Source organism: Allosphingosinicella sp., from assembly GCF_036402135.1.
Classification (GTDB): Bacteria; Pseudomonadota; Alphaproteobacteria; order Sphingomonadales; family Sphingomonadaceae; genus Allosphingosinicella.
The window spans coordinates 59,950-81,011 of record NZ_DASWTN010000030.1 but is presented as its reverse complement, the minus strand read 5'-3'; the positions used below and the strand labels follow the sequence as shown (position 1 = coordinate 81,011).

Below are 21,062 nucleotides of genomic sequence, written 5' to 3'. Positions count from 1 at the left end.
CCGGGAGCTGACCAGAGATGCCACGCGTCGAAATCTACACTAAATTCCTCTGCCCCTATTGCGCCCGCGCGAAGAAGCTCCTCGACGGGAAAGGCATTCAATATGATGAATATGAGATCAGCATGGACACTGAGAAACGTGCCGAAATGATGCAGCGCGCGAACGGCCGCCACACCGTCCCGCAGATATTCATCGGTGACCGCCATATCGGCGGGTCCGACGACCTTGCCGAGCTGGAGCGGAACGGTCAGCTCGATCCGCTGCTCGCGGATTGAATGCGCTTAGCAGTCTACCAAGCACAGACAGGGATCGATCCTCGCCGCAACGCTGGGGATCTGGTTCGCGCGATCGATAAAGCGGCTGACGGCGGCGCTGCCATCCTGTTCACGCCCGAGATGAGCGGGTTGCTCGACAAGGACCGGCAGCGCGCCGAAGCCAGTCTGACAGGCGAAAGGGGCGATCCCGTTCTCACATCCGTTCGTGAAGCGGCTGCCCGCAGAGGGGTTTGGCTTCATCTGGGTTCGCTTGCTCTGGCGGGGGAGCGGGAGGACGGCCGGCTCGTCAACCGCGGCTTCTTGATCGACAATCGGGGCGTCATCCGCGCACGATACGACAAAATGCATCTCTTTGACGTCGATCTGCCGACCGGAGAAAGCTGGCGCGAATCGGCTGTCTACGGAGGCGGAGAGCGCCCGATCGTGGCGGATACTCCGGCGGGGCGGCTCGGCCTTTCCATTTGCTACGACCTTCGCTTCCCGGACCTTTACCGCGCGCTGACCGGCGCGGGCGCTTCGATCATCGCCGTTCCTGCCGCCTTCACCGTCCCGACGGGGGAGGCGCATTGGCATGTGCTGCTACGCGCCAGGGCAATAGAGGCCGGGGTGTTTGTCGTTGCGGCGGCACAGGTCGGTCGCCATGAGGACGGCCGCGAAACCTACGGCCATTCCCTGGTGGTGAGCCCCTGGGGCAAGGTGCTGCTCGACATGGGTGGCGAGGGACCAGGAGTAGGCTTCGTAGACATCGATCTCGCTGAGGTGGAGGAGGTACGCGGACGCGTGCCGGCGATTCTTCACCGCCGCCCAATCCCCGAGCCTGAGATCGTCCGCTGATCGTCTTCGACCTCATCTGCCGCCCTGAGGGGCACGTCTTCGAAGCGTGGTTCGGATCCAGCGAAGACTATGAAGGCCAACGTGGGCGCGGTCTGGTGCAATGCCCGCTGTGTGGCGCCGATGAGGTCGAAAAGGCAGTGATGGCGCCCCGCGTGGGAGCCAAGGGCAACCAGCGTCTGCCGGGCGCCCGCGCCACTTCAGAAATGGTCTCTTCCGATCCGGATGGGATCAAGCGCATGCTGGCGGCAATGGCCGCGGCGCAGAAGAAAATTCTGGAGCAATCCGATTATGTCGGCGACCGCTTCGCCGACGAAGCACGGGCAATTCACGTCGGAGAAGCAAGCGACCGCCCGATCCACGGACGCGCAACGCCCGAACAGACTGAAAGCCTTATCGAAGAGGGTATCGCCGTGGCTCCGCTGCCCTTTCCCGTCATCGAGCCGGGGGAGGAGAATTAAACCTCAAGCGGCCGAAAATCGGCGTCGCATGAGTAAAAATGAAGACCAGTTGGCTTGCTGCGCCCACCCTACGACCTTCCAGATTCCCAAGGTTGACCCAATCGAGAAGTAACCGTCTATCGCGTAGTGCCAGCCTAGATGCACTGAGCCGAGCAGGATGACCGCTCCATAGGCCGCGAAGACGTAGCCGAAGATCGGCCTAATCCCCCAAGCGTACAGGGTGAACAGTGTGACCATCGATAGATGCATGCTCGGGAAGGCCGATATGCCGCTCGCCGGGCCTACTGACTGCTCGCTGTAGGCAGTCCAGAGCCGAGCTTGAATATTGTAGGCTGACAGCGGACCGTCGAACTGGGCGAGATAATTGGTCAGGTCTGTGAAGCGATGTGATCCAGTCACCTTTGCGTAATAGGCAGGACCGGCGGCGAGTATCAGGCTTGAGACGAGGTTACCGAGGACGGTCCAGCATAGAAAGAACGTCCAGCCATAGCGCGACTTCCGGGCTGGATCGCCGCTCGAGGTGCACACGAGAGCCGTGAATAGCGCGACGAGCAGCAGCCAAACCGCCGAGTAGAGCGGCTCAATGATTGAGGTGAAAGGATCCAGCCACGTCAGCAGTCGCCAGGGATCGATGCCTCCGTGAACAGCGGCATCGAGATCCGCCAGGGCGATATCGTAGCTGAACGGAAGAACCTCGGGGATGATCGTTTTGATCGATGTGTAGCTGCCATGTAGCAGCGCCAATGCGAAGCAAAGCAGCGCACCGGCTGCGAAGGTCGGAAGATCCTCCTTAAGAAACTGGTACAGGCGAAGGAGTGGGCGTGCAGACCCGAAGGTCTTCAGCAGGAGCCAGAAAAACCTAAGCGCTCCCAGCAGGCACAGGAACAGCACCCATCGTTCGATGTACATCAGGGGACGAAACTTGTCAGCTAGGCCTAAAGCGGTGCTGGTCGCGGCGCTGCCGAGCAGGTAGATCGTGATCGCCAGGAACAGAAGGCGGTCGCGCCAGAGGGTGGAGGCGAAAGCTTTCATCGCCGCTCACATTAGACAATGGTGGTTAACAGAACGCTGAGATTGCCGTCGGATTGACCGTGCGCGGTGCTGCGCCTAACCAGCGAGGAGGCTGGCCCCGTAGCTCAGCAGGATAGAGCATCAGATTCCTAATCTGAGGGTCACAGGTTCGAATCCTGTCGGGGTCACCATCTTTTTACAAGCGGGGAGCCGGATGAGCCGTTTTGATGAGCCGACCGATCGCGACCTGGTGCAGCCGCCGGAGAAACTCGCGGTGCCCGACGAGGTTCGCGATGCCGTGAAGACGCTCATCCGCTGGGCGGGAGACGATCCCGATCGGGAGGGGCTGCTGGACACGCCTGCGCGGGTTGCCCGCGCGTGGAAGGAATATGCCAAGGGTTATGAGGAAGACCCGTCGCATCACCTTAGCCGGACCTTCGACGAGGTGGGAGGATATGATGAGATCGTCCTCCTGAGGGACATCCCATTTCAGTCCCACTGCGAGCATCACATGGCGCCGATTATCGGCAAGGCCGCTATCGCTTATCTTCCGCACGAGCGCGTGGTCGGCATTTCCAAGCTTGCGCGGGTCCTTCACGGCTTTGCTCGCCGTCTTCAGGTGCAGGAGCGCCTTACTGCGCAGGTGGCCGACTGTATCTGGGAGCACCTCCACCCGCAGGGCGTTGCCGTCGTCATCGAGGCGAGCCATGCTTGCATGACCGCGCGGGGCGTCAACACGCCGGGCGTGATGATGACGACCAGCCGGATGATGGGCACTTTCCGCAAGGACGAACGCAGCCGCCGCGAGGTGCTGGCGCTGATGGGCTATTAGCTCAAGAAAAAGGCCGCAGCTCCTGGGAGCCGCGGCCTTTCTTTTACACTCTAAAGCCGAATTAGGCTTCGCTGGCAGCTTCGCCTTCGCCAGCAGCGCTTTCCTCAGCTTCCGGAATGGTGCCCGGCTCCGCGTTCGGATCGAAATCCTCGGTGAAGCTGGCGGTGTCCTTTTCGAACATTTCGGCCATAACGTCCACGCCCTGCGCCTGAAGCTCGGCCTCTTCGGGCGAGCGGGCGACGTTGACGTGGATGGTGACCGAAACTTCGGGGTGAAGCGCGACCTTCACGTCCTGCATGCCGATCGCCTTGATCGGGCGGTCGAGGACGATCTGGTTCTTGGCGACCTTGTGGCCCTGGGCTTCGAGAGCCTCGGCGAGGTCGCGGGCGGAAACCGATCCGTAAAGCTGGCCGGTGTTGGAGGCCTGACGGATCAACTGGATCGTCGCGCCTTCAATGCCCTTCGAGTCCTTCTCGGCAGCCGAGCGGCGCTCGGCATTGTCGGCTTCAATCTTCTCGCGATTGGCCTCGAAAACCTTGCGGTTGGATTCGTTGGCGCGAAGCGCCTTGCCGCGCGGCAGGAGGAAGTTACGGGCATAGCCGTTCTTCACCTTCACCACGTCGCCGATGGCACCGAGCTTCTCGATCCGTTCGAGCAGAATAACGTCCATTGTCGCTGCTCCTTATTTCACGACGTAGGGGAGAAGCCCGAGGTGACGGGCGCGCTTCACGGCCTTGGCCAGTTCACGCTGCTTCTTGGCGGATACGGCGGTGATGCGCGAAGGCACGATCTTGCCGCGTTCGGAGACAAAGCCCTGGAGAAGGCGTACGTCCTTGTAATCGATCTTCGGCGCGTCGTTGCCCGAGAAGGGGCAGCTCTTGCGGCGGCGGAAAAATGGGCGTCCCATGTTCGTCTATCCCTTCTTAGCCGTCGAAGCCGGCGTCATCGTCGTCGCGGTCGCGGCGCGGGCCACGATCGCGGTCGCCGTCGCCCCGGCGGGGACGATCGCGGTCGCGCTCGCCGCGGCGCATCATGGCCGACGGGCCCTGCTCATGCGCATCGACGCGGATGGTCATGTAGCGGATGACGTCTTCGTTGATCTGGGTCTGGCGCTCGAGCTCGGCCACGACCGGCGCCGGAGCGTCGACGTCGAGCATTACGTAATGCGCCTTGCGGTTCTTGGCGATGCGGTAGGCGAGGGAGCGAAGGCCCCACGTCTCGGTCTTCACGACCTTGCCGCCATTGTCCTCAATGATCTTGGTGGCGTTTTCCGCCAGCGCATCGACCTGGGCCTGGGCCAGATCCTGACGCGCGAGAAATACATGCTCGTAAAGCGGCATGCTCGTGCATTCCTTGTTTTGGCCGATCGCTGACGCCGCCCAATGCGAACGCCCCTCCGGCTGTCGTCTCAAAATTGAAACCGGGGCTGGAAGCATGGCCTCCGCCCCGGATGCCGCGCCTATTGGCGGAAAAGGGCGGAAAAGGCAAGCCCCGCTTGCACTTTGCCGCGCCGCTGGCTTACCAGCCCCGCCAACAGGAGGACACAAGATGCGGGCATTCATCTTCCCCGGCCAGGGAAGCCAGTCGGTCGGCATGGGCAAGGCGCTTGCCGAAGCAAGCCCGGTCGCCCGCGCCCTCTTCGAGGAAGTGGACGATGCGCTGGGGCAGAATCTCGCCCGGCTGATGGCCGAAGGGCCGCAGGAGGAACTGACCCTCACCGAAAATGCGCAGCCGGCGATCATGGCCAATGCCGTGGCGACGCTTCGCGTGCTTGAACAGGAAGCGGGGCTGAAGCTTGCCGACAGGGCGGATTTCGTCGCCGGCCACAGCCTTGGCGAATATAGTGCGCTCTGCGCTGTCGGTGCGTTCGATGTCGCCACTACCGCAAGGCTTCTGAAGCTTCGCGGGCAGGCGATGCAGGCGGCGGTGCCGGTGGGAGAAGGGGCTATGGCGGCTCTTCTCGGCGCGAACCTTGAAGTAGCGCAGGCGGTAGCCGATGCAGCTGCGCAAGGGGAAGTCTGCACCGTAGCTAACGACAATGATCCAACGCAGGTCGTGATCTCCGGACACAAGGGCGCAGTCGAACGCGCGCTGGACATCGCCAAGGAGAAAGGCGCGAAGCGGGCGATATTGCTGCCAGTATCCGCGCCGTTCCATTGTCCGCTGATGCAGCCTGCTGCCGATGCTATGGACGAAGCGTTGGGCAAGGCCGACATCCGGCCGCCGGTGGTGCCAGTTTATGCCAACGTGACCGCCGCTCCGGCAGACGATCCGGCGGAGATCCGCCGCCTGCTGGTCGAGCAGGTGACCGGAATGGTCCGCTGGCGGGAGAGCGTCGCCGCTATGTTCGAAGGCGGCGTCACCCATTTCGTCGAGTTCGGCGGCAAGGTGCTGGGCCCGATGGTGAAGCGCATCGCCCCCGATGCGACGGTGACGAGCGTCGTCACCATGGACGATATCGAAGCGCTGACGAAGGAGATTTGAGGGCATGTTCGACCTAACAGGCATGACTGCGCTCGTAACCGGCGCGTCGGGCGGCATCGGATCGGCAGTGGCGAAGGCGCTCGCGGCGCAGGGGGCGCGGGTGGCGCTTTCCGGCACCAGGGAAGAGGCGCTTAAGGGCGTTCAGAGCGAAGTGGGCGGCGAAAGCGTCATTCTGCCCTGTAACCTGTCGGATGCGGCCGCCGTGGATGCCCTCGTGCCGCAGGCGGTCGAGGCGCTGGGGCAGCTCGACATCCTCGTCAATAATGCGGGCGTGACCCGCGACAATCTCGCCATGCGGATGAAGGACGAGGAGTGGGATCAGGTGATCCGCGTCAATCTGGAAGCCGCGTTCCGCCTCGCACGCGCCGCGCTGAAGCCGATGATGCGCGCGAAGTTCGGGCGGATCATCTCCGTGACCTCAGTCGTCGGCGCGACCGGCAATCCGGGGCAGGCCAATTATGCCGCATCCAAGGCTGGCCTGGTGGGTATGTCGAAGGCGCTGGCGCAGGAAGTTGCCAGCCGCGGCATAACCATCAACTGCATTGCCCCAGGCTTCATCACATCGCCGATGACGGAGGTGCTTCCGGATGCGCAGAAGGAGGCGCTGCTCGGCCGAATTCCGATCGGGAAACTGGGCGAAGGGAGCGATATCGGCGCTGCGGCCGTTTATCTCGCCAGCCGAGAGGCTGCTTACGTCACCGGCCAGACGCTGCACGTCAACGGCGGCATGGCGATGTTGTAATCCGGCGGGCAGCCGCCACTTCATGTACGGACCACTTGCCAGCGGGCGCTGGGAGCGGCTAGGGCGTCACAAAATAAAACTAGGGAAGGTTCAAATATGAGCGAGACCGCCGACCGCGTTAAGAAGATCGTTGTGGAGCATCTTGGGGTCGAAGCCGAGAAGGTCACCGAAGAAGCGAGCTTCATCGACGATCTGGGCGCAGACAGCCTCGACATCGTCGAGCTGGTGATGGCTTTCGAGGAAGAGTTCGGGGTCGAAATCCCTGACGATGCCGCCGAGAAGATCACCACCGTCAAGGACGCGATCGACTATATCGACCAGAACAAGGCCTGAGGGCGATCCCGCCGGCCCGGCGGCGCCGAGCCGATGATTGAAACGGCTCCCCGCCACTGGCCGGGGGGCCGTTTTGCCTTTGTGGAACAGGAGTTTTCTTGATGCGCCGCGTAGTTGTGACTGGGCTTGGGCTGGTAACGCCCGTCGGGGGCGACGTCGAAACCAGCTGGAAGAACATCATCGGGTCGAAGAGCGGGGCGACGCGGATCACGCGTTTCGACCCGTCCGATCAAGCCTGCCAGATCGCCTGCGAAGTGAAGCCGCCGGAGCATGAATATGGCTTCGATCCGGCCAAGCGCGTCGATCACAAGGTGCAGCGGCAGGTCGACCCCTTCATCGTCTACGGTATCGATGCCGCAGGCCAGGCGATCGAGGATGCGGGTCTCACCGATATGTCGGAGGCCGAGCGCTTCCGCGCCGGTGTTTCTATCGGCTCCGGCATCGGCGGCCTTCCGGGCATCGAAAAGGAATCGCTGGTCCTGCATGAAAAGGGGCCGCGGCGCGTCAGCCCGCACTTCGTGCATGGCCGCCTCATCAACCTCGTGTCGGGGCAGGTTTCGATCAAATACGGCCTGATGGGGCCGAACCACGCGGTGGTGACCGCCTGCTCGACGGGCGCGCACTCGATCGGCGATGCGGCCCGCATGATCATGCTCGACGATGCGGACGTGATGCTTGCCGGCGGCGCGGAAAGCGCGCTTTGCCCGCTCGGCATTGCCGGCTTCGCGCAGGCGAAAGCGCTGTCGACCCGCAACGACGAGCCGGAAAAGGCCAGCCGCCCCTATGATAAAGACCGCGACGGCTTTGTCATGGGCGAGGGCGCGGGCGTGGTCGTGCTCGAGGAATACGAGCGGGCGAAGAAGCGCGGCGCCAAGATCTATGCGGAAATCGTCGGCTACGGCATGTCTGGCGACGCCTATCACGTCACCGCCCCGCACCCGGAAGGTGCAGGCGGCTACCGTGCGATGGAAGTCGCGATGAAGCGCTCTGGCCTCGATCTTTCGGACATCGACTATATCAACGCGCATGGCACCTCGACGCCGCTAGGCGACGAGCTGGAGCTTGGCGCCGTCCGGAAGCTGTTCGGCAACAATGTCGGCAGGCTGTCGATGAGCTCGACCAAGTCCGCCATCGGCCACCTGCTCGGCGGCGCCGGCGCGGTGGAGGCGATCTTCTGCATCCTCGCCATGCGCGACCAAATCGTCCCGCCGACGCTCAACCTCGACAATCCCAGCGAGGGAACGGCGGGCGTGGATCTCGTGCCGCATGTCGCTAAGGAGCGGCAGGTGAAGGCCGTGCTCAACAACAGTTTCGGCTTCGGCGGCACCAATGCCAGCCTGGTGATGCGCGCAATCTAAGCGGCCATGAAACGGCTGCTGCTGATCCTTGCGGCCCTCGGGCTCGTCCTTGCCGGCTTCCTCTACTGGAGCCTGTGGGCCGCGCCGGGGCCGAAGGAAGGGCCGCATAGTTTGATCGTCGAGGAAGGCTCCTCACTCGGCAGCGTCGCTCGGCAGCTTGAAGAGATCGGCGCCATTCCGGGCTCCGCCACGACCTACCGGGCGATGGCGCGGGTGTTCGGCTCCGGCGATCCGGTGCAGGCCGGCGAGTTCGAGATACCGGCGGGCGCAGGCGGAGCCGAAGTGCTCGACCTCCTCCAGCACGGCCAGCCGGTGCAAAGGCTTGTGACCATCCCGGAGGGGACGCCGTCGATCCTCGTCTACGAAAGGCTGATGGCGCAGGAGCTGCTCACCGGCTCCATCCAGGTGCCGGCGGAGGGTTCGGTGCTTCCGAACAGCTACAGCTTCAAGCGCGGCGAAAGCCGGGCGGCGGTGCTGAAGCGGATGCAGGACGCGATGACGAAGACGCTTGCGGAGCTTTGGCCGAAGAGGCAGCCGCACAGCGTGGTCAATTCGAAGGAAGAGGCGATCATCCTCGCCTCCGTCGTGGAGAAAGAAACCGGCAAGGCGTCCGAGCGGCCGATGGTGGCGGGCGTCTACAGCAACCGCGTCCGCATCGGGATGAAGCTCGATGCCGATCCCACGGTCATCTACCCGATCACCAAGGGCAAGCCGCTCGGCCGCCGCATCCGCAAGTCAGAGCTGCAGGCCGACAACGGCTACAACACCTACGCCCGCCCAGGTCTTCCGGCGGGGCCGATCGCCAATCCCGGCCGCGAGTCCATCGCGGCGGTGCTGAACCCGGCCAAGACGCAGGCGCTCTACTTCGTCGCCGACGGAACCGGCGGCCACGTCTTCGCGAACACGCTCGCCGAGCACAACGCCAACGTGCAGAAATGGTACGCCATCCGCCGCGCCCGCGGCGAGATGTAGGCTTTAGGCCGCCAGCGGGAGCTGCGCTTCTTCCATCACTAGCGAGGCTTTGGCCGACGCCGCTTCCTCGTCCTGAACGATGGGTTGAACCGGAACAGGGAACAGGAGCCGGGTCAGCAGCACGAGCATCCCGGCGGCCAGATAGGCGCCGACCGTAGCGACCGGATAGAAGAAGAGGGGCAAAGTTAGCGCGAGACGGAAGATATTCGGATGTATCCGCAGGTCGCTGCCGAGCCCCTCGCACACGCCCAGGAAGGTGTCGTCGCGGGTGAAGAGGGAAGGTTGAACAGTCTGCATCGTCGGCTCCTTTGAACTTCAATCTCCGTTCCTTCAGCACAAGCCGTGCCAAAATCGGAAAATGGAAAAACTCCAACAGTTTGGATGAGATAAGTTGGAGCAATTCGTTCGGCGAAGGAGGAGCGTGGCGCCAAGTATTGGGAAAAGCCGCCAACGATGAAGGCGAAAAAATTTCAAGACAAAACCGGGCAACATGATCTTTCGTCACGCGCGGAACCCCGAGAGGCCGCAACTGGTTGGGCGGGCATGGAATATTTGCTGATCCCGATCCTTGTGGTCGGCATGCTGGGCTACATGTTCTGGCGGGTGGTCGCGCATCTGAGACGCGACCGGGTGCTGAACGAGCGCGAGCAGACTCGCGGCCGCCACGCCTTCACGCCGAAGCACCGCCTCCGCTTCCTCTTAGGCCGCGCCTTTAGGCCGCCGCCCGAGGATGAGCCGCAATGGCAGGCGGAGCTGAAATCGAGCCTGGATCGGGTGCCGAAGACGCCGGAGGAGCAGGCGGGGCGCTAGTTCCTGAACGGCTTCAGGCCAGCCGCCGCGCTTCCTTGGCGGAGTCGAGCGGTTCGTCGGCGACGATTACGATCGAGCGGTAATTGGTGATCTTGTACAGCTTCTGCGCGAACGCCTTTGGCAGGCGGATGCAGCCGTGCGAGGCAGGGTAGCCCGGCACACGCCCGGCGTGGAGCGCCACGCCGTCCCAGGTAAGCCGCTGCATGTAGGGCATGGGCGCGTCGTCATAGAGGTTGGAGCGGTGATCGACCTTCTTCTGGAGGATCGGGAAGACGCCTTCGGGCGTGTCGTTGCCGGGCTTGCCGGTCGACACGTTCGAAGTGTCCCAGAGCTCACCCTTACGGAAGACGAACATCTTTTGAGAAGGTATGCTGACAACGATCAGCACGCTCTCCTTCAGTGCCTCTTCAGGGGTTGGAGGCGGCGGAGGAGGGGGTGGGGGAGGAGGGGGAGGCGGCTCGTGTTTAACGGGCGAAGGGGCGATCAAAACGGGCAACGGGTCGGGCGCCGGTGGCGGCGCTGCGCTGCCGAGCAGGAGCAAGCCGATCCCGGAGAAAGCTACACCAACCAACCTGTCCATGGTATATATCCGCAAGTGCTTGAGCCGAAACGCTTCGGTGTGTCCGCGGGTCCTGCGGCGCGACAAGAAAAGTCGGTCTGCGGGCGGCTTGCGCGCCTCAGCTTTGAGCGTTTGTGAAGACCGCCAGTTGGGCGGCGAAAGCTCGCCCATAGGCCGGCCGCGCCTTGGCCCGGGCGACATAGGCGGAGAGGTTCGGATAATCGTTCAGGAAGCCGGAACTCTCCAACCGCCGCAGTACGAGTACCATCAGGAGATCTCCGGCGCTGAAGTCGCCATCGAGCCATTCGCGCTCGCCAAGCCGGGCGGAGAGCTCGCCGAGCCGCACGCGGATTCGATCTTCGAGGATCGGCAGGCGCTCCTTGGTCCACGGCTTGTCGCCCTCGAGATAGAGAGCGGCTTCGCGCTCGACGATCGGCTGCTGCACCGTCGTCAGCGCGGCGAACATCCAGGTGATCGCCCGCGCCCGCGCATTGGCATCGTTCGGCAGCAGGCCCGGATGACGCTCGGCGATGTGGAGCACGATCGCGCCGGACTCGAACAGGGCCAGGTCGCCTTCTTCATAAGTCGGGATCTGTCCGAAAGGGTGACGCGCGCGATGCGCGGGCTCCTTCATCTCGCGGAACGACACCAGCCGCACATCATAGGGCTGGCCCACCTCCTCAAGCGCCCAGCGCACCGGCATGTCCCGTGCCAGGCCCTTGCCGCGGTCAGGCGAGCTTTCGAAAGCGGTTAGTATGGGCTTCATGGCGAGTTCCCCGGCCTTTGAGTTTTGGAACGGCGGGGATGAGATACATTTCGGAAGCCCGGCTAACCAGTCGGCACGTGCTGGATCTGTGGTTTCAGCGCAGCTGACTGTCCTTGCTGCCCCGGCGGTTGAAGCCTGCCGAGGAGGTGCGGGCGTCGCGGGTCGACTGGCAGGGGACGCAGGTGCGGGCGCCGGGGAGGGCGCGGCGGCGGGCTTCCGGGATTTCCTCGCCGCATTCGACGCAGTAGGTTTCGCCCTCGCTGGCTGCGAGCCGGGCACGGGCCGCGAGCACCGCATCCTTCACAGTGTCGTCGATCTGATCCTGCACCGCGCCGTCGCGCGTCCAGCCGCCTGCCATGGCCGAATCCTTTCTTCCGTTCAGTAGCTTAACGGGCGAACGCCGTTTTGGTTCGCATCCGTCAGGAGTGACGAACATCGCTCCTTTGTCACGGCTCGTCCCGCTGCCTGCCATGTTCAGGCCCGTGCAACCTTCGCGGTGCAGAGGCTTTGTCCACTTTCCGGAAACAGAGGCGCAGTTGCAGCCAAACATGATGAAAAAGCTGATTCTTTCCTTCGGGGCGGCCGCGATGGTGTTGTCGTCGCCGGTCGTTGCGGCCCCGCGCGGCGACGAGCCGATTGCGGTTCCGCGGACGATCAAGCAGGGCGTCGACTTCGTCTATGTCGATCCCGACATGAGCAAGGTCGCCAAGAAGCGGCAGCGCCCGCAAAACTGGCTGAAGCGCGTGCTGAACTTCGACTTTGGCGGCAGCAGCCGCGACAAGAGCGCGCCCAACCCTCTGTTTGCTGAGCTTGGCCGCGGGCTGCAGCAATATCAGGCGAGCTGGGGCAGCCTGCCGCAGGTGCGCATCCCCGCGGGCGCGGCGCTGAAGCGCGGCTCTACCGGCAAGCGCGTCGAGCTGCTGCGCACCCGCCTCGGCCTCGCGCCGACGGGCGGCTACGACCAGGCGCTGTTCCAGCGGGTCAGCGACTATCAGCGCGTCCACGGCCTCGGCCCGGTCGACGGCATCGCGGGCAAGGGAACGATCGCGTCCCTCAACCGGGGCGCCCATCATTATGCCAGCCGCATCGCGATCAACGTCGAGCGGGCCTACCGCCTACCGCCGACCCGCACCTTCGACCGCTACGTGGTCGTCGATTCCGGCGCGGCCGAGGCCTATCTGCTGACTGGCGACCAAGTGACGGACAAGATGCGCGTCATCGTCGGCGCGCCCGAGACGAAGACGCCGATGATGGCCGTGCTGATGCGCAACGCGAAGGCCAATCCCTATTGGAACGTGCCGCCCGACCTGATCCAGAGCATGACTGCCAAGAAGGTGCGCCAGCAGGGCGTCTCGTACCTCAAGCAATTCCATTACGAAGTGCTGTCCGACTGGGGTCCTTCCGCGCAGCGGGTGGACCCGAAGACGATCAACTGGAAGCAAGTGTCCGCCGGCAAGAGCCCGATCCGCGTCCGCCAGCTTCCGGGGCCGTGGAATTCGATGGGCGCCATGAAGTTCGAGATGCCGAACGATTTCGGCATCTACCTTCACGACACGCCGCTTAAGGAGAATTTCGCCAAGACCGACCGGTGGATCAGCAACGGCTGCGTGCGCCTGGAAGATTATCGCCGCTTTGCGACCTGGGTGTTCGGGCGCATGCCGACCCCGTCCTCGCAGCTGGAGCAGAATATCGACCTGCCGCGCCCGGTGCCGATCTACATGACCTATCTGACGGTCGCACCGACCAGCAACGGCGTCCTCTTCCGTCCCGACCCCTACGGCTTCGACGCGCTCGCGATGCCGCAAATGGCGGCGGCGACGAGCTGAGCGGCCTGAGGCATTCAGGGCCGGTCGCATACACTGCGGCCGGCCCGGATGATGAAAGGTCACACTAAGGTCACACCGAAATGATCTCTGCCGCGGCCACGCAAAGGTGACGAAGGTAACGTGCCCTGCAGTGGAAATGCGGTGAACGGAGGCGTCCGGCCGTGACGGCGGCTGAAGGCGGAGAACGCATTGCAGAAAGGATTGTCGAGGGCTGACTCGCTCATCTGCCAGGATGTGGCGAAGAGGAGGGGCTGTAGGAAAGTTAATTTTCGACGCGCGGGGCAAGTCGCCGAAACAGCTTCCAAACGTCTGCTCTCGACCCAAAGCAGGGATTCACTTGCCCTCAGCGTCCGTACAAGTAGCCACTCCGACAGCTTCAGCACGGCCGACGTGCGGCAGGTTCGTTTTGTATGAGGCGTTTTAACCGAGTGTGCAGCTTAGAGGACCTGAGCACGTCCTTGGCATGATGGCTCGCCCCCGTTTGCAGGGGCTTCCGCAGCCTTACGGCTAAAAATATCCGCCAGTTGAGCATGGGCGCGTTTTGCAGTCAGTGAGACTGCCTTCTCAGCGCGACCAGCCTCTTCGGCAGCCCGGCGTGCGTAATAGGCGCGATCGTCAGCGCGGTCGGATTGATTGTAGTAAGACATACGCCTCCCCCTGCTATGCGGGAGCGCTGCCTCGTCTCCCGTCGCTACCCGCTATTTGAAATGCTCCGAAGCGCCTGTATAACATGGCGTGCGGCGAGCAAGTTGACGTAGGTCAGTGTTTTAAAACAAAATTCTCTCATAGTAGCAGAATCCGGAGCCGGGCGGCCCGGCCTGTCCTCAGGCTACCTGCCGCGAGCGGCGATGAAGGTAGCTTTCGTCGAACCCGGCGATCTGCGCCAACTTTCCGGGATCTGTAATTGTAAGGCTGCCACGCTGAAGTGTCATAGCATTGTCTAAACGCAGCTTCTTCAGCACGCGGTTGAGGTGGACTGCGGTCATGCCTAGTGAGTCTGCCAGCATCGGCTGCGACAGCGGCAATTCCAACCGGTCTTCTTCGGTAAGGCCGATATTCCTCGCTCGAAGATAAAGCTCGCACATTAGGTGCGCGACACGTTCGATGCTCGCGCGCCGACCCATGCTGGTGATCCAGGCCCGCATGGTGCCTTCGTCCACAAGCTGGCTGATATACATCGCCTTGGCGATGGCGGGATAACGCTCCAACATCACGTCCATCAGGTGCCGGTCGATCGTCGCGACGTAAGCCCTAGTGGTGGTTTGGATGCTATGATTCATCTCGTCGAGCAGACCGATGTGAAGGTCGCAGCAATCACCAGGCATAAGATGTGCCAATACCTGTCGAGTGCCGCTCGGCAGGATCTTATATCGAAATGCCCAACCCTCCAGGATTACGAAAACGACACCCGGCCGGTCTCCCTCTCGTATCAGGTCGTGCCGGCGCCCAACCCATCGTGCGTTGGCTGTGGCTTGGGTGAGCGCAGCAACATCGGCCTGATGTAGCGTCGCGAAGCGCTCCAGCTTTCTTATAAATCGATTTGCCACGGGCGGTTATCCCACGTCCGGCAAAGACTAGATATTGCCCAAAGATATTGTCCAAAGTTGATCTAGATGACGAATCTTGTCCAGCTTCCTGATAGAATGGCCAACATCGTCGGCTCGTGAACAGGCTCCGGCGGCTGAGAGACCAAGCGCTCTCGCCTCGTGAGGAGCTAACGCGAATGGCACATACGACCCACGATAATGATGAGTATTCGGCGGCCCGCCGAGGAGCCGAGCCGGATGCACACGGTCAGGCGGCGATGCTGCTAACAGAAAGTCTAATTTTCGGCTTGATCGAACGCTCAGTCATCAGTGTTGCGGACGCTATCGGCATTGTCGAAGCAGCCGCTGATGTAAAAGTGGATGTCGCTACAGAGGTCGGCGAGTCCTCAGAGACAATGCAACACTCGCTTAATTTACTGACTGCGATCAGCGACAGCCTGAAATTAGACGAGCCAAGTGGATGATCGCGGAACCATGACCTGCGTGCCGGAACATCGGACCCGGTAATCGGGTTTTAACAACGTCTCTGATCTGAAGGCGGTCGGCCCACGCGCGATCTCTCCATGCCGGAATTCCGCTCCCACTGTTCAGGGCTCCGCATGCCAACTCTCGACGCCATCGAAATTTCCCGGAAGATCGCTCCCTATGCCCAGCCGCAAGCCGGAAGAAGCATTTGGGAGATCCTAATCACTGCAATTCCCTTCCTGCTTCTCTGGGTGATGGCCTTTGTCGCTTTCTCCCGCGGGAGCTTGCTGGGGGTCCTCCCATCTATCCTTGCGGGCGGGTTGCTGCTCCGCCTCTTCCTGATCCAGCACGATTGCGGTCACGGAGCTATGTTCCGGCGTCGCAGAACTAACGACATGGTCGGCCGCGCAATCAGCGTGCTGACGCTGACCCCCTACGACTTCTGGCGTCGTGCACATGCGGTGCATCACGCCACTTCAGGCAATCTGAGCAAGCGCGGGACCGGCGATATCGACACTCTCACCGTGGAAGAATATCGCAAGCTCGGCCGCTGGCGGCGCCTCGTCTATCGCTTTTATCGAAGCCCGGTTGGGATGCTGGGTGTCGGCCCCTCCTATCTCTTTCTGTTGCGACACCGCCTCCCGGTTGGCTTCATGCGAAGCGGCTGGCGTCCGTGGGCGAGCGCTCTTGGCACTAATGCCGCCATCGGCTGCCTCGCGGGTGTGATGATCTGGCAGATTGGGCTTTGGCCCTTTCTCGCAGTCCATTTGCCGATCACTCTCATCGCAGCTTCGGCCGGCGTATGGCTATTCTACGTCCAGCATCAGTTCGAGCGCACATCGTGGGATGAGGATGAGGATTGGTCGTTTCATCATGCCGCCATTTATGGAAGCTCTCATTATGACCTGCCGCCGGTTTTGCGCTGGTTCACCGCCAACATTGGCATTCATCACCTCCACCACCTCTCAAGCCGCATACCCTTCTACCGCCTGCCCGAGGCCATGCGAGCGCACCCGGAGCTGGAAGGCGTCAGCCGGATTACGATAGGTGAGAGTCTTCGAACGCTACGCTTGCGGCTGTGGGACGAAGAGGCTCGACGGTTAGTCCCACTGCGGTAGGGCTTTAACGTTCCACAAAAGGAGACGAGCGTAACCAACCCCAACTAGAACTGACGGCTACCCAGGCTAGTCGTGCAGGGGCAACATGGCTGTTGGTCGCATTCCAGTGCTCGCCGTGCCCCGGCATGGTGCCCGCTTCGTTCTTAGCGCTACTTCGGCGGCTGCGTCGGCGGCGGGGCTACGCTTCGGGCGCCCGTCACTGGTCCAAGAACGACCGCATCTTCCGCGAGCGGCTCGGATGCTTCAGCTTCCGCAGCGCCTTCGCCTCAATCTGGCGGATACGCTCGCGGGTGACGCTGAACTGCTGACCGACTTCCTCGAGCGTGTGATCGGTGTTCATGCCGATGCCGAAGCGCATGCGGAGGACGCGTTCTTCGCGGGGGGTGAGGCTCGCGAGGACGCGGGTGACGGTTTCCTTGAGGTTCGCCTGGATCGCGGCATCGACCGGGATGACGGCGTTCTTGTCCTCGATGAAGTCGCCGAGGTGGCTGTCTTCCTCGTCGCCGATCGGGGTTTCGAGGCTGATCGGTTCCTTGGCGATCTTCATCACCTTGCGGACCTTTTCGAGCGGCATGGAGAGGCGCTCGGCAAGCTCTTCCGGGGTCGGCTCGCGGCCGATTTCGTGGAGGATCTGGCGGCTCGTGCGGACGAGCTTGTTGATCGTTTCGATCATATGGACCGGGATGCGGATGGTCCGCGCCTGATCGGCGATCGAGCGGGTGATCGCCTGCCTGATCCACCAGGTGGCGTAGGTGCTGAATTTGTAGCCGCGGCGATACTCGAACTTATCGACCGCCTTCATGAGGCCGATATTGCCCTCCTGGATGAGGTCCAGGAACTGAAGGCCGCGGTTCGTATATTTCTTGGCGATAGAGATGACGAGGCGGAGGTTCGCTTCCACCATCTCCTTCTTGGCGATACGCGCCTCGCGCTCGCCCTTCTGCACCTGGTTCACGATGCGGCGGAATTCGGCGAGGCTCATGCCGGTCGCCTGCGCGATTTCGTTGATCTCAGTGCGGATGCGCTCGATGGCGTCGGCTTCCTGCGTGCAGAAGGCGTTCCATTTCTTGTCGAGGTTGCAGACGCGCTCCGACCAATTCTCGTCGAGCTCGTGGCCCATATAGGCATCGAGGAAGGCCTTGCGCGGCACCTTGTGGCGCTCGGCGAGGCGGAGCATCTGGCCGCCCAATGCGGTCAGGCGGCGGTTGTAGCTGTAGAGCTGATCGACGAGATATTCGATCTTCTGACCGTGGAACTGGACGCTCTCCACCTCGGCGGTGAGCTGCTCGCGAAGCTTCTGATATTTGTTCTCGTCGGCCTTGAGGAATTCCTGGCCGGCCGACAGCGCCTCCATGCGGGACGCCTGGAGTTTCGAGAATTTCTTGAAGATGGAGGTGATGTTCGCGAACCGCTCGAGCGCCTGCGGCTTCAGCGTCTCTTCCATCTGGGCGAGGGAGAGGGTGTTGTCTTCATCATCGTCGTCGGTCGGGCGGGGCGCGCGGCGTTCGACGAGGCTGTCCTCATCCTCGTCCTCGGCGACGACTTCCTCCGGCTCTTCCTCTTCCTTGAAGGAGGGGCCGGCGGTCTTTTCGGAAATGTCGTCGGCGCTGTCTTCCTCTGCACCCTCGACCTGCTCCGGCGTCGGGCCCTTGGAGAGCATGGCGTCGAGATCGAGGATCTCGCGAAGCTGCATGTCGCCGTTGTTGAGAGCGTTCGACCAGTCGATGATGGCGTTGAAGGTGATCGGGCTTTCGCAAAGGCCCCAGATCATGATGTCGCGGCCCGCCTCGATGCGCTTCGCGATCGCGATCTCGCCCTCGCGGCTGAGCAGCTCCACCGCGCCCATTTCGCGGAGGTACATGCGAACGGGGTCGTCGGTGCGGTCGACGGTTTCCTTCTTCTTTTCGATGACGAAGCGTTCGCCTTCGCCGTCGCCGCCGTCTTCGGCAGCGTCGAGCTCGGGCTCGGAGGCGCGCTCGTCGCCGCCATCCTCGTCCGCTTCCTCATTCTCGACGATGTTGACGCCCATTTCGGAAAGGGCGGACATGACGTCCTCGATCTGCTCGGACGACATCTGGTCCTGCGGCAGGGCGTCGTTCAGCTCGTCATAGGTGATGTAGCCGCGCTTCTTGGCGCGAGCGATCAGCTTCTTGAGAGAGGCCTCGTTGAGGTCGATGAGCGGCGCATCGCCATTTTCGTTCTTATCACCCTGGTCGGCCGTATTCGTCTTCGCCATGCGCACGCCTTAATCCGTATCGGCCTGCGTCGCTTCGAGAAGCGCCGCAAGCTGCCTATCTGCCTCATCCCGCGCGGTCCGGAGCCGTTGCTGCTCCTGGAACGCGGCTTCGTCGCCTGTTTCCTTCAACCGGGCGGTCGCAGCCTCCATAGCTGCATCCAGGCCGGGCCGTGCTGCCAATGTCTCAATGACCAGAACGAGGTCGCGTCGGGCGCGTTCCGGGTCGGCATCACGTCGGGTAAAGGAAAAGGCCAGTCCTTGCTTGAGACGCAGCTCCTCTATCAGAGCAGCCCCGCCGTCCCGCGCCAATATGGTATTTAGCTGCTCCTGATCAAGTTCGGCGTGGATCATGGCCGATTCGAGGAGAAGATCGCGTAAACGAATCGCCGCTTTTTCCCGAAGCGGGAGGGCGGCGATCGTCTCGGCATGGGAGGCGATCACCTCCGGATGGGCGATGAGGCCCTGGAGCGCGCCGCGGGCGACCTGCGGGTCCGGGCCGCCGGCTGCCATCGCCCGCGCCTGCGGCGAGGCGGGGCGGCGGGGCGGCTGGCCCCATTTCTGCGGCCGGCCCTGATATTGCGGCTTTGGCGGGCGGGTGAGGGCATTGAACCGGTCCAGAAGCTCGGCGCGATACTGGTCGCGCACGTCCGGATCGGAGATGGCCGAGACATGGTCGAGCAGGCGGCGGCGGAGGCCGGCCTTCTGTTCGGGGGTGGCGAGGGGTTCCGCGGTGCTTTCGTGCCGCCAGAGGCGCTCGACGAGGGGCTCTGGCTTTTCGAGCAAAGCCTCTAGCGCGGCGCGGCCCTTGGCGCGGATGAGGTCGTCCGGGTCCTGCCCCTGCGGGAGGGTGACGAAGCCGAGCGAACGGCCTGGGCCGACATGCGGCAACGCCCTTAGCGCGCCGCGCACCGCCGCTTTCTGCCCGGGCGCATCGCCGTCGAAGCAGAGGATGGGGGAGGGCGACATGCGCCAGAGGAGGCTGAGCTGCGTTTCGGTGAGCGCGGTGCCGAGCGGCGCGATCGCTTCGCTAATGCCTGCCTGATCGAGGGCAATCACGTCCATCTGTCCCTCGACCACGATCACGCGTTTTGCTTCCCGGCTCGCGGGCGCTGCAAGGTCGATGTTGAACAGGGTGCGGCCCTTGTCGAACAAAGGCGTATCGGGGGAGTTCAGATATTTGGGCTCGCCAGCGCCGAGGATGCGCGCGCTGAAGGCGATGACGCGGCCGCGCTGGTCGCGGATCGGAAAGGTGAGCCGGCCGCGGAAGCGGTCGTAAGGCTCCTTGTCGCCTTCGGGGGCAATGAGGAGGCCTGCCTCGACCAGCTTCTCGTTTCCGAAATCTCGAAGCGCGACCCGCAACTTGTTTCGAGCGTCGGGCGCGAAGCCGAAGCCGAACCGGCGCCTGGTCGAATCGCTTATCCCACGCTTTTCCAGATAGGCGCGGGCGTCTCCGCCCTCGATACCTCCCAGCTGCTCCTCAAACCAATGTTGAGCCGCTTCCATAACATCGTAGAGGTCCTTTGCCCGCTCCGCCTTCGCCTGGGAACGGGGATCCGGAGCCGGCACCTCCATGCCAGCCGCATCGGCAAGCTCCTTCACCGCGTCCATGAAGGGCAGGCCGCGCGCGTCGGTCAGGAACCGGATCGCATCGCCATGCGCCGAGCAGCCGAAGCAATGATAGAAGCCCTTTTCGTCGTTGACGGTGAAGGAGGGCGTCTTCTCGTTATGAAACGGGCAGCAGGCCTTCCACTCCCGCCCCGCCCGCTGCAGCTTCACCTGCTTGCCGACCACCGCCGACAGGAGGGTGCGGGCGCGGAGTTCGTCGAGGAATTGCGGGCTGAGCGACATCCCTCCGGATCAGGCCGAAAGCCGTGCCTTTACGAGGCCGCTGACCTTCGACATGTCGAGCTGAGCGGCGTGGCGTTCCTTGAGGACGGCCATGACGCGGCCCATGTCCTTGACGGAGCTGGCGCCGACTTCCGCGACGATGGCGTCGATGGCGGCGTTCGTTTCTTCCTCGCTCATCTGCGCCGGCAGGAAGCCTTCGATGACGGCGACTTCCTTCTTCTCGGCTTCGGCCAGCTCGGCGCGGCCGCCAGCCTCGTACATCTGGATCGATTCGCGGCGCTGCTTGATCATTTTCTGCAGCACTTCGGTGACCAGCGCATCGTCGTCCGGCGTGCTTTCGGAGGTCCGAAGCTCGATATCGCGGTTCTTGATCGCGGACTGGATGAGGCGGATGGCTGCCACCCGGTCCTTGTCGCCGCTCTTCATGGCGGCGATCTGCGCGGCTTTGATATCGTCGCGAATCATGCGTGTCTCTCAGGTGTCGAAGGAAAGCGGAAACGATAGCCGCCCGCCGCCGCTTTTAATAGATTGACGCTGTCCGGCGCGCCCTATAGCGGACGAGCCTTAGCGACATCGCCGAACCCCGCT

At 62.9% G+C, this 21,062-nt stretch carries 25 protein-coding genes and 1 tRNA gene; 14 read left to right on the top strand and 12 right to left on the bottom strand.

Annotated features, from left to right (window positions below; translation table 11 throughout):
* The first annotated feature begins 17 nt into the window (after positions 1-17).
* Genes grxC through VGD10_RS09120 form a run of 3 tightly spaced genes read left to right on the top strand, consistent with a single transcriptional unit; the run spans position 18 to position 1,567 of the window.
* Entirely contained in the window at positions 18-275 is a 258-nt protein-coding gene (gene grxC, locus VGD10_RS09130; RefSeq protein ID WP_331040505.1) for a glutaredoxin 3, read from the top strand.
* The gene (locus VGD10_RS09125) at positions 276-1,109 is read left to right on the top strand and encodes a carbon-nitrogen hydrolase family protein (protein ID WP_331040504.1); all 834 of its coding nucleotides are present in this window, start codon (positions 276-278) and stop codon (positions 1,107-1,109) included.
* Positions 1,106-1,567, top strand: a complete 462-nt coding sequence (locus VGD10_RS09120) for a DUF1178 family protein (RefSeq protein ID WP_331040515.1) — start codon at positions 1,106-1,108, stop codon at positions 1,565-1,567. The genes VGD10_RS09125 and VGD10_RS09120 overlap by 4 nt, the downstream gene beginning before the upstream one ends.
* A gap of 3 nt (positions 1,568-1,570) precedes the next feature.
* Here the strand turns inward: VGD10_RS09120 and VGD10_RS09115 are convergent, their stop codons facing one another.
* Positions 1,571-2,599, bottom strand: a complete 1,029-nt coding sequence (locus VGD10_RS09115; protein WP_331040503.1) for a phosphatase PAP2 family protein — start codon at positions 2,597-2,599, stop codon at positions 1,571-1,573.
* Positions 2,600-2,692: 93 nt separating this feature from the next.
* Here VGD10_RS09115 and VGD10_RS09110 point away from each other — a divergent pair.
* Positions 2,693-2,769: transfer RNA gene (locus VGD10_RS09110), tRNA-Arg, on the top strand.
* Positions 2,770-2,792: 23 nt separating this feature from the next.
* Positions 2,793-3,410, top strand: a complete 618-nt coding sequence (folE, locus tag VGD10_RS09105; RefSeq protein WP_331040502.1) for a GTP cyclohydrolase I FolE — start codon at positions 2,793-2,795, stop codon at positions 3,408-3,410.
* A gap of 61 nt (positions 3,411-3,471) precedes the next feature.
* On the opposite strand, the gene rplI is transcribed toward folE, so the two are convergent.
* Genes rplI through rpsF form a run of 3 tightly spaced genes read right to left on the bottom strand, consistent with a single transcriptional unit; the run spans position 3,472 to position 4,750 of the window.
* Positions 3,472-4,080 carry a 50S ribosomal protein L9 gene (gene rplI, locus VGD10_RS09100; RefSeq protein ID WP_331040501.1) on the bottom strand — a complete coding sequence of 203 codons (609 nt, stop codon included), beginning with the start codon at positions 4,078-4,080 and terminating at the stop codon, positions 3,472-3,474.
* Between the two features lie 12 nt (positions 4,081-4,092).
* A complete protein-coding gene (gene rpsR, locus VGD10_RS09095) occupies positions 4,093-4,317 on the bottom strand; it encodes a 30S ribosomal protein S18 (RefSeq protein WP_331040500.1) in 225 nt (74 codons plus the stop codon).
* Between the two features lie 16 nt (positions 4,318-4,333).
* Positions 4,334-4,750 carry a 30S ribosomal protein S6 gene (gene rpsF / locus VGD10_RS09090; RefSeq protein WP_331040499.1) on the bottom strand — a complete coding sequence of 139 codons (417 nt, stop codon included), beginning with the start codon at positions 4,748-4,750 and terminating at the stop codon, positions 4,334-4,336.
* A gap of 208 nt (positions 4,751-4,958) precedes the next feature.
* Between rpsF and fabD the strand changes: the two genes are divergently transcribed.
* The 5 genes from fabD (at position 4,959) to mltG (ending at position 9,299) form a co-directional block, all read left to right on the top strand.
* Positions 4,959-5,894 (top strand): ACP S-malonyltransferase, encoded by a 936-nt coding sequence (gene fabD / locus VGD10_RS09085; protein WP_331040498.1) that lies wholly within the window; start codon positions 4,959-4,961, stop codon positions 5,892-5,894.
* 4 nt (positions 5,895-5,898) lie between these two features.
* Positions 5,899-6,636, top strand: a complete 738-nt coding sequence (fabG, locus tag VGD10_RS09080; RefSeq protein ID WP_331040497.1) for a 3-oxoacyl-[acyl-carrier-protein] reductase — start codon at positions 5,899-5,901, stop codon at positions 6,634-6,636.
* A gap of 96 nt (positions 6,637-6,732) precedes the next feature.
* Positions 6,733-6,969, top strand: coding sequence for an acyl carrier protein (locus tag VGD10_RS09075; RefSeq protein ID WP_331040496.1), 237 nt, complete (start codon positions 6,733-6,735; stop codon positions 6,967-6,969).
* Between the two features lie 101 nt (positions 6,970-7,070).
* Positions 7,071-8,327 (top strand): beta-ketoacyl-ACP synthase II, encoded by a 1,257-nt coding sequence (gene fabF, locus VGD10_RS09070; RefSeq protein WP_331040495.1) that lies wholly within the window; start codon positions 7,071-7,073, stop codon positions 8,325-8,327.
* Positions 8,328-8,333: 6 nt separating this feature from the next.
* The gene (gene mltG / locus VGD10_RS09065; RefSeq protein WP_331040494.1) at positions 8,334-9,299 is read left to right on the top strand and encodes an endolytic transglycosylase MltG; all 966 of its coding nucleotides are present in this window, start codon (positions 8,334-8,336) and stop codon (positions 9,297-9,299) included.
* Between the two features lie 3 nt (positions 9,300-9,302).
* On the opposite strand, the gene VGD10_RS09060 is transcribed toward mltG, so the two are convergent.
* The gene (locus VGD10_RS09060) at positions 9,303-9,596 is read right to left on the bottom strand and encodes a PspC domain-containing protein (protein WP_331040493.1); all 294 of its coding nucleotides are present in this window, start codon (positions 9,594-9,596) and stop codon (positions 9,303-9,305) included.
* 246 nt (positions 9,597-9,842) lie between these two features.
* Between VGD10_RS09060 and VGD10_RS09055 the strand changes: the two genes are divergently transcribed.
* Positions 9,843-10,109, top strand: coding sequence for a hypothetical protein (locus VGD10_RS09055; protein WP_331040492.1), 267 nt, complete (start codon positions 9,843-9,845; stop codon positions 10,107-10,109).
* 13 nt (positions 10,110-10,122) lie between these two features.
* Here VGD10_RS09055 and VGD10_RS09050 read toward each other — a convergent pair whose 3' ends face one another.
* The 3 genes from VGD10_RS09050 to VGD10_RS09040 form a co-directional block, all read right to left on the bottom strand.
* Complete coding sequence (locus VGD10_RS09050) at positions 10,123-10,689, bottom strand: L,D-transpeptidase family protein (RefSeq protein WP_331040491.1); 567 nt, start codon at positions 10,687-10,689, stop codon at positions 10,123-10,125.
* A 97-nt stretch (positions 10,690-10,786) separates the two neighbouring features.
* A complete protein-coding gene (locus VGD10_RS09045; RefSeq protein ID WP_331040490.1) occupies positions 10,787-11,434 on the bottom strand; it encodes a glutathione S-transferase family protein in 648 nt (215 codons plus the stop codon).
* Positions 11,435-11,528: 94 nt separating this feature from the next.
* Complete coding sequence (locus VGD10_RS09040; protein ID WP_331040489.1) at positions 11,529-11,792, bottom strand: DksA/TraR family C4-type zinc finger protein; 264 nt, start codon at positions 11,790-11,792, stop codon at positions 11,529-11,531.
* Positions 11,793-11,985: 193 nt separating this feature from the next.
* Between VGD10_RS09040 and VGD10_RS09035 the strand changes: the two genes are divergently transcribed.
* Positions 11,986-13,260 carry a L,D-transpeptidase family protein gene (locus VGD10_RS09035; protein ID WP_331040488.1) on the top strand — a complete coding sequence of 425 codons (1,275 nt, stop codon included), beginning with the start codon at positions 11,986-11,988 and terminating at the stop codon, positions 13,258-13,260.
* Positions 13,261-14,084: 824 nt separating this feature from the next.
* Here VGD10_RS09035 and VGD10_RS09030 read toward each other — a convergent pair.
* Complete coding sequence (locus tag VGD10_RS09030; protein WP_331040487.1) at positions 14,085-14,807, bottom strand: Crp/Fnr family transcriptional regulator; 723 nt, start codon at positions 14,805-14,807, stop codon at positions 14,085-14,087.
* Between the two features lie 176 nt (positions 14,808-14,983).
* Between VGD10_RS09030 and VGD10_RS09025 the strand changes: the two genes are divergently transcribed.
* A complete protein-coding gene (locus VGD10_RS09025; protein WP_331040486.1) occupies positions 14,984-15,271 on the top strand; it encodes a hypothetical protein in 288 nt (95 codons plus the stop codon).
* 135 nt (positions 15,272-15,406) lie between these two features.
* Positions 15,407-16,390 (top strand): fatty acid desaturase, encoded by a 984-nt coding sequence (locus tag VGD10_RS09020; RefSeq protein WP_331040485.1) that lies wholly within the window; start codon positions 15,407-15,409, stop codon positions 16,388-16,390.
* Positions 16,391-16,586: 196 nt separating this feature from the next.
* On the opposite strand, the gene rpoD is transcribed toward VGD10_RS09020, so the two are convergent.
* From rpoD to VGD10_RS09005, 3 genes are read right to left on the bottom strand one after another with little or no spacing between them, the layout of a single operon-like run.
* A complete protein-coding gene (gene rpoD / locus VGD10_RS09015; protein ID WP_331040484.1) occupies positions 16,587-18,626 on the bottom strand; it encodes an RNA polymerase sigma factor RpoD in 2,040 nt (679 codons plus the stop codon).
* A 9-nt stretch (positions 18,627-18,635) separates the two neighbouring features.
* The gene (dnaG, locus tag VGD10_RS09010; protein ID WP_331040483.1) at positions 18,636-20,474 is read right to left on the bottom strand and encodes a DNA primase; all 1,839 of its coding nucleotides are present in this window, start codon (positions 20,472-20,474) and stop codon (positions 18,636-18,638) included.
* Positions 20,475-20,483: 9 nt separating this feature from the next.
* Complete coding sequence (locus tag VGD10_RS09005) at positions 20,484-20,939, bottom strand: GatB/YqeY domain-containing protein (protein ID WP_331040482.1); 456 nt, start codon at positions 20,937-20,939, stop codon at positions 20,484-20,486.
* Positions 20,940-21,062 lie beyond the last annotated feature (123 nt).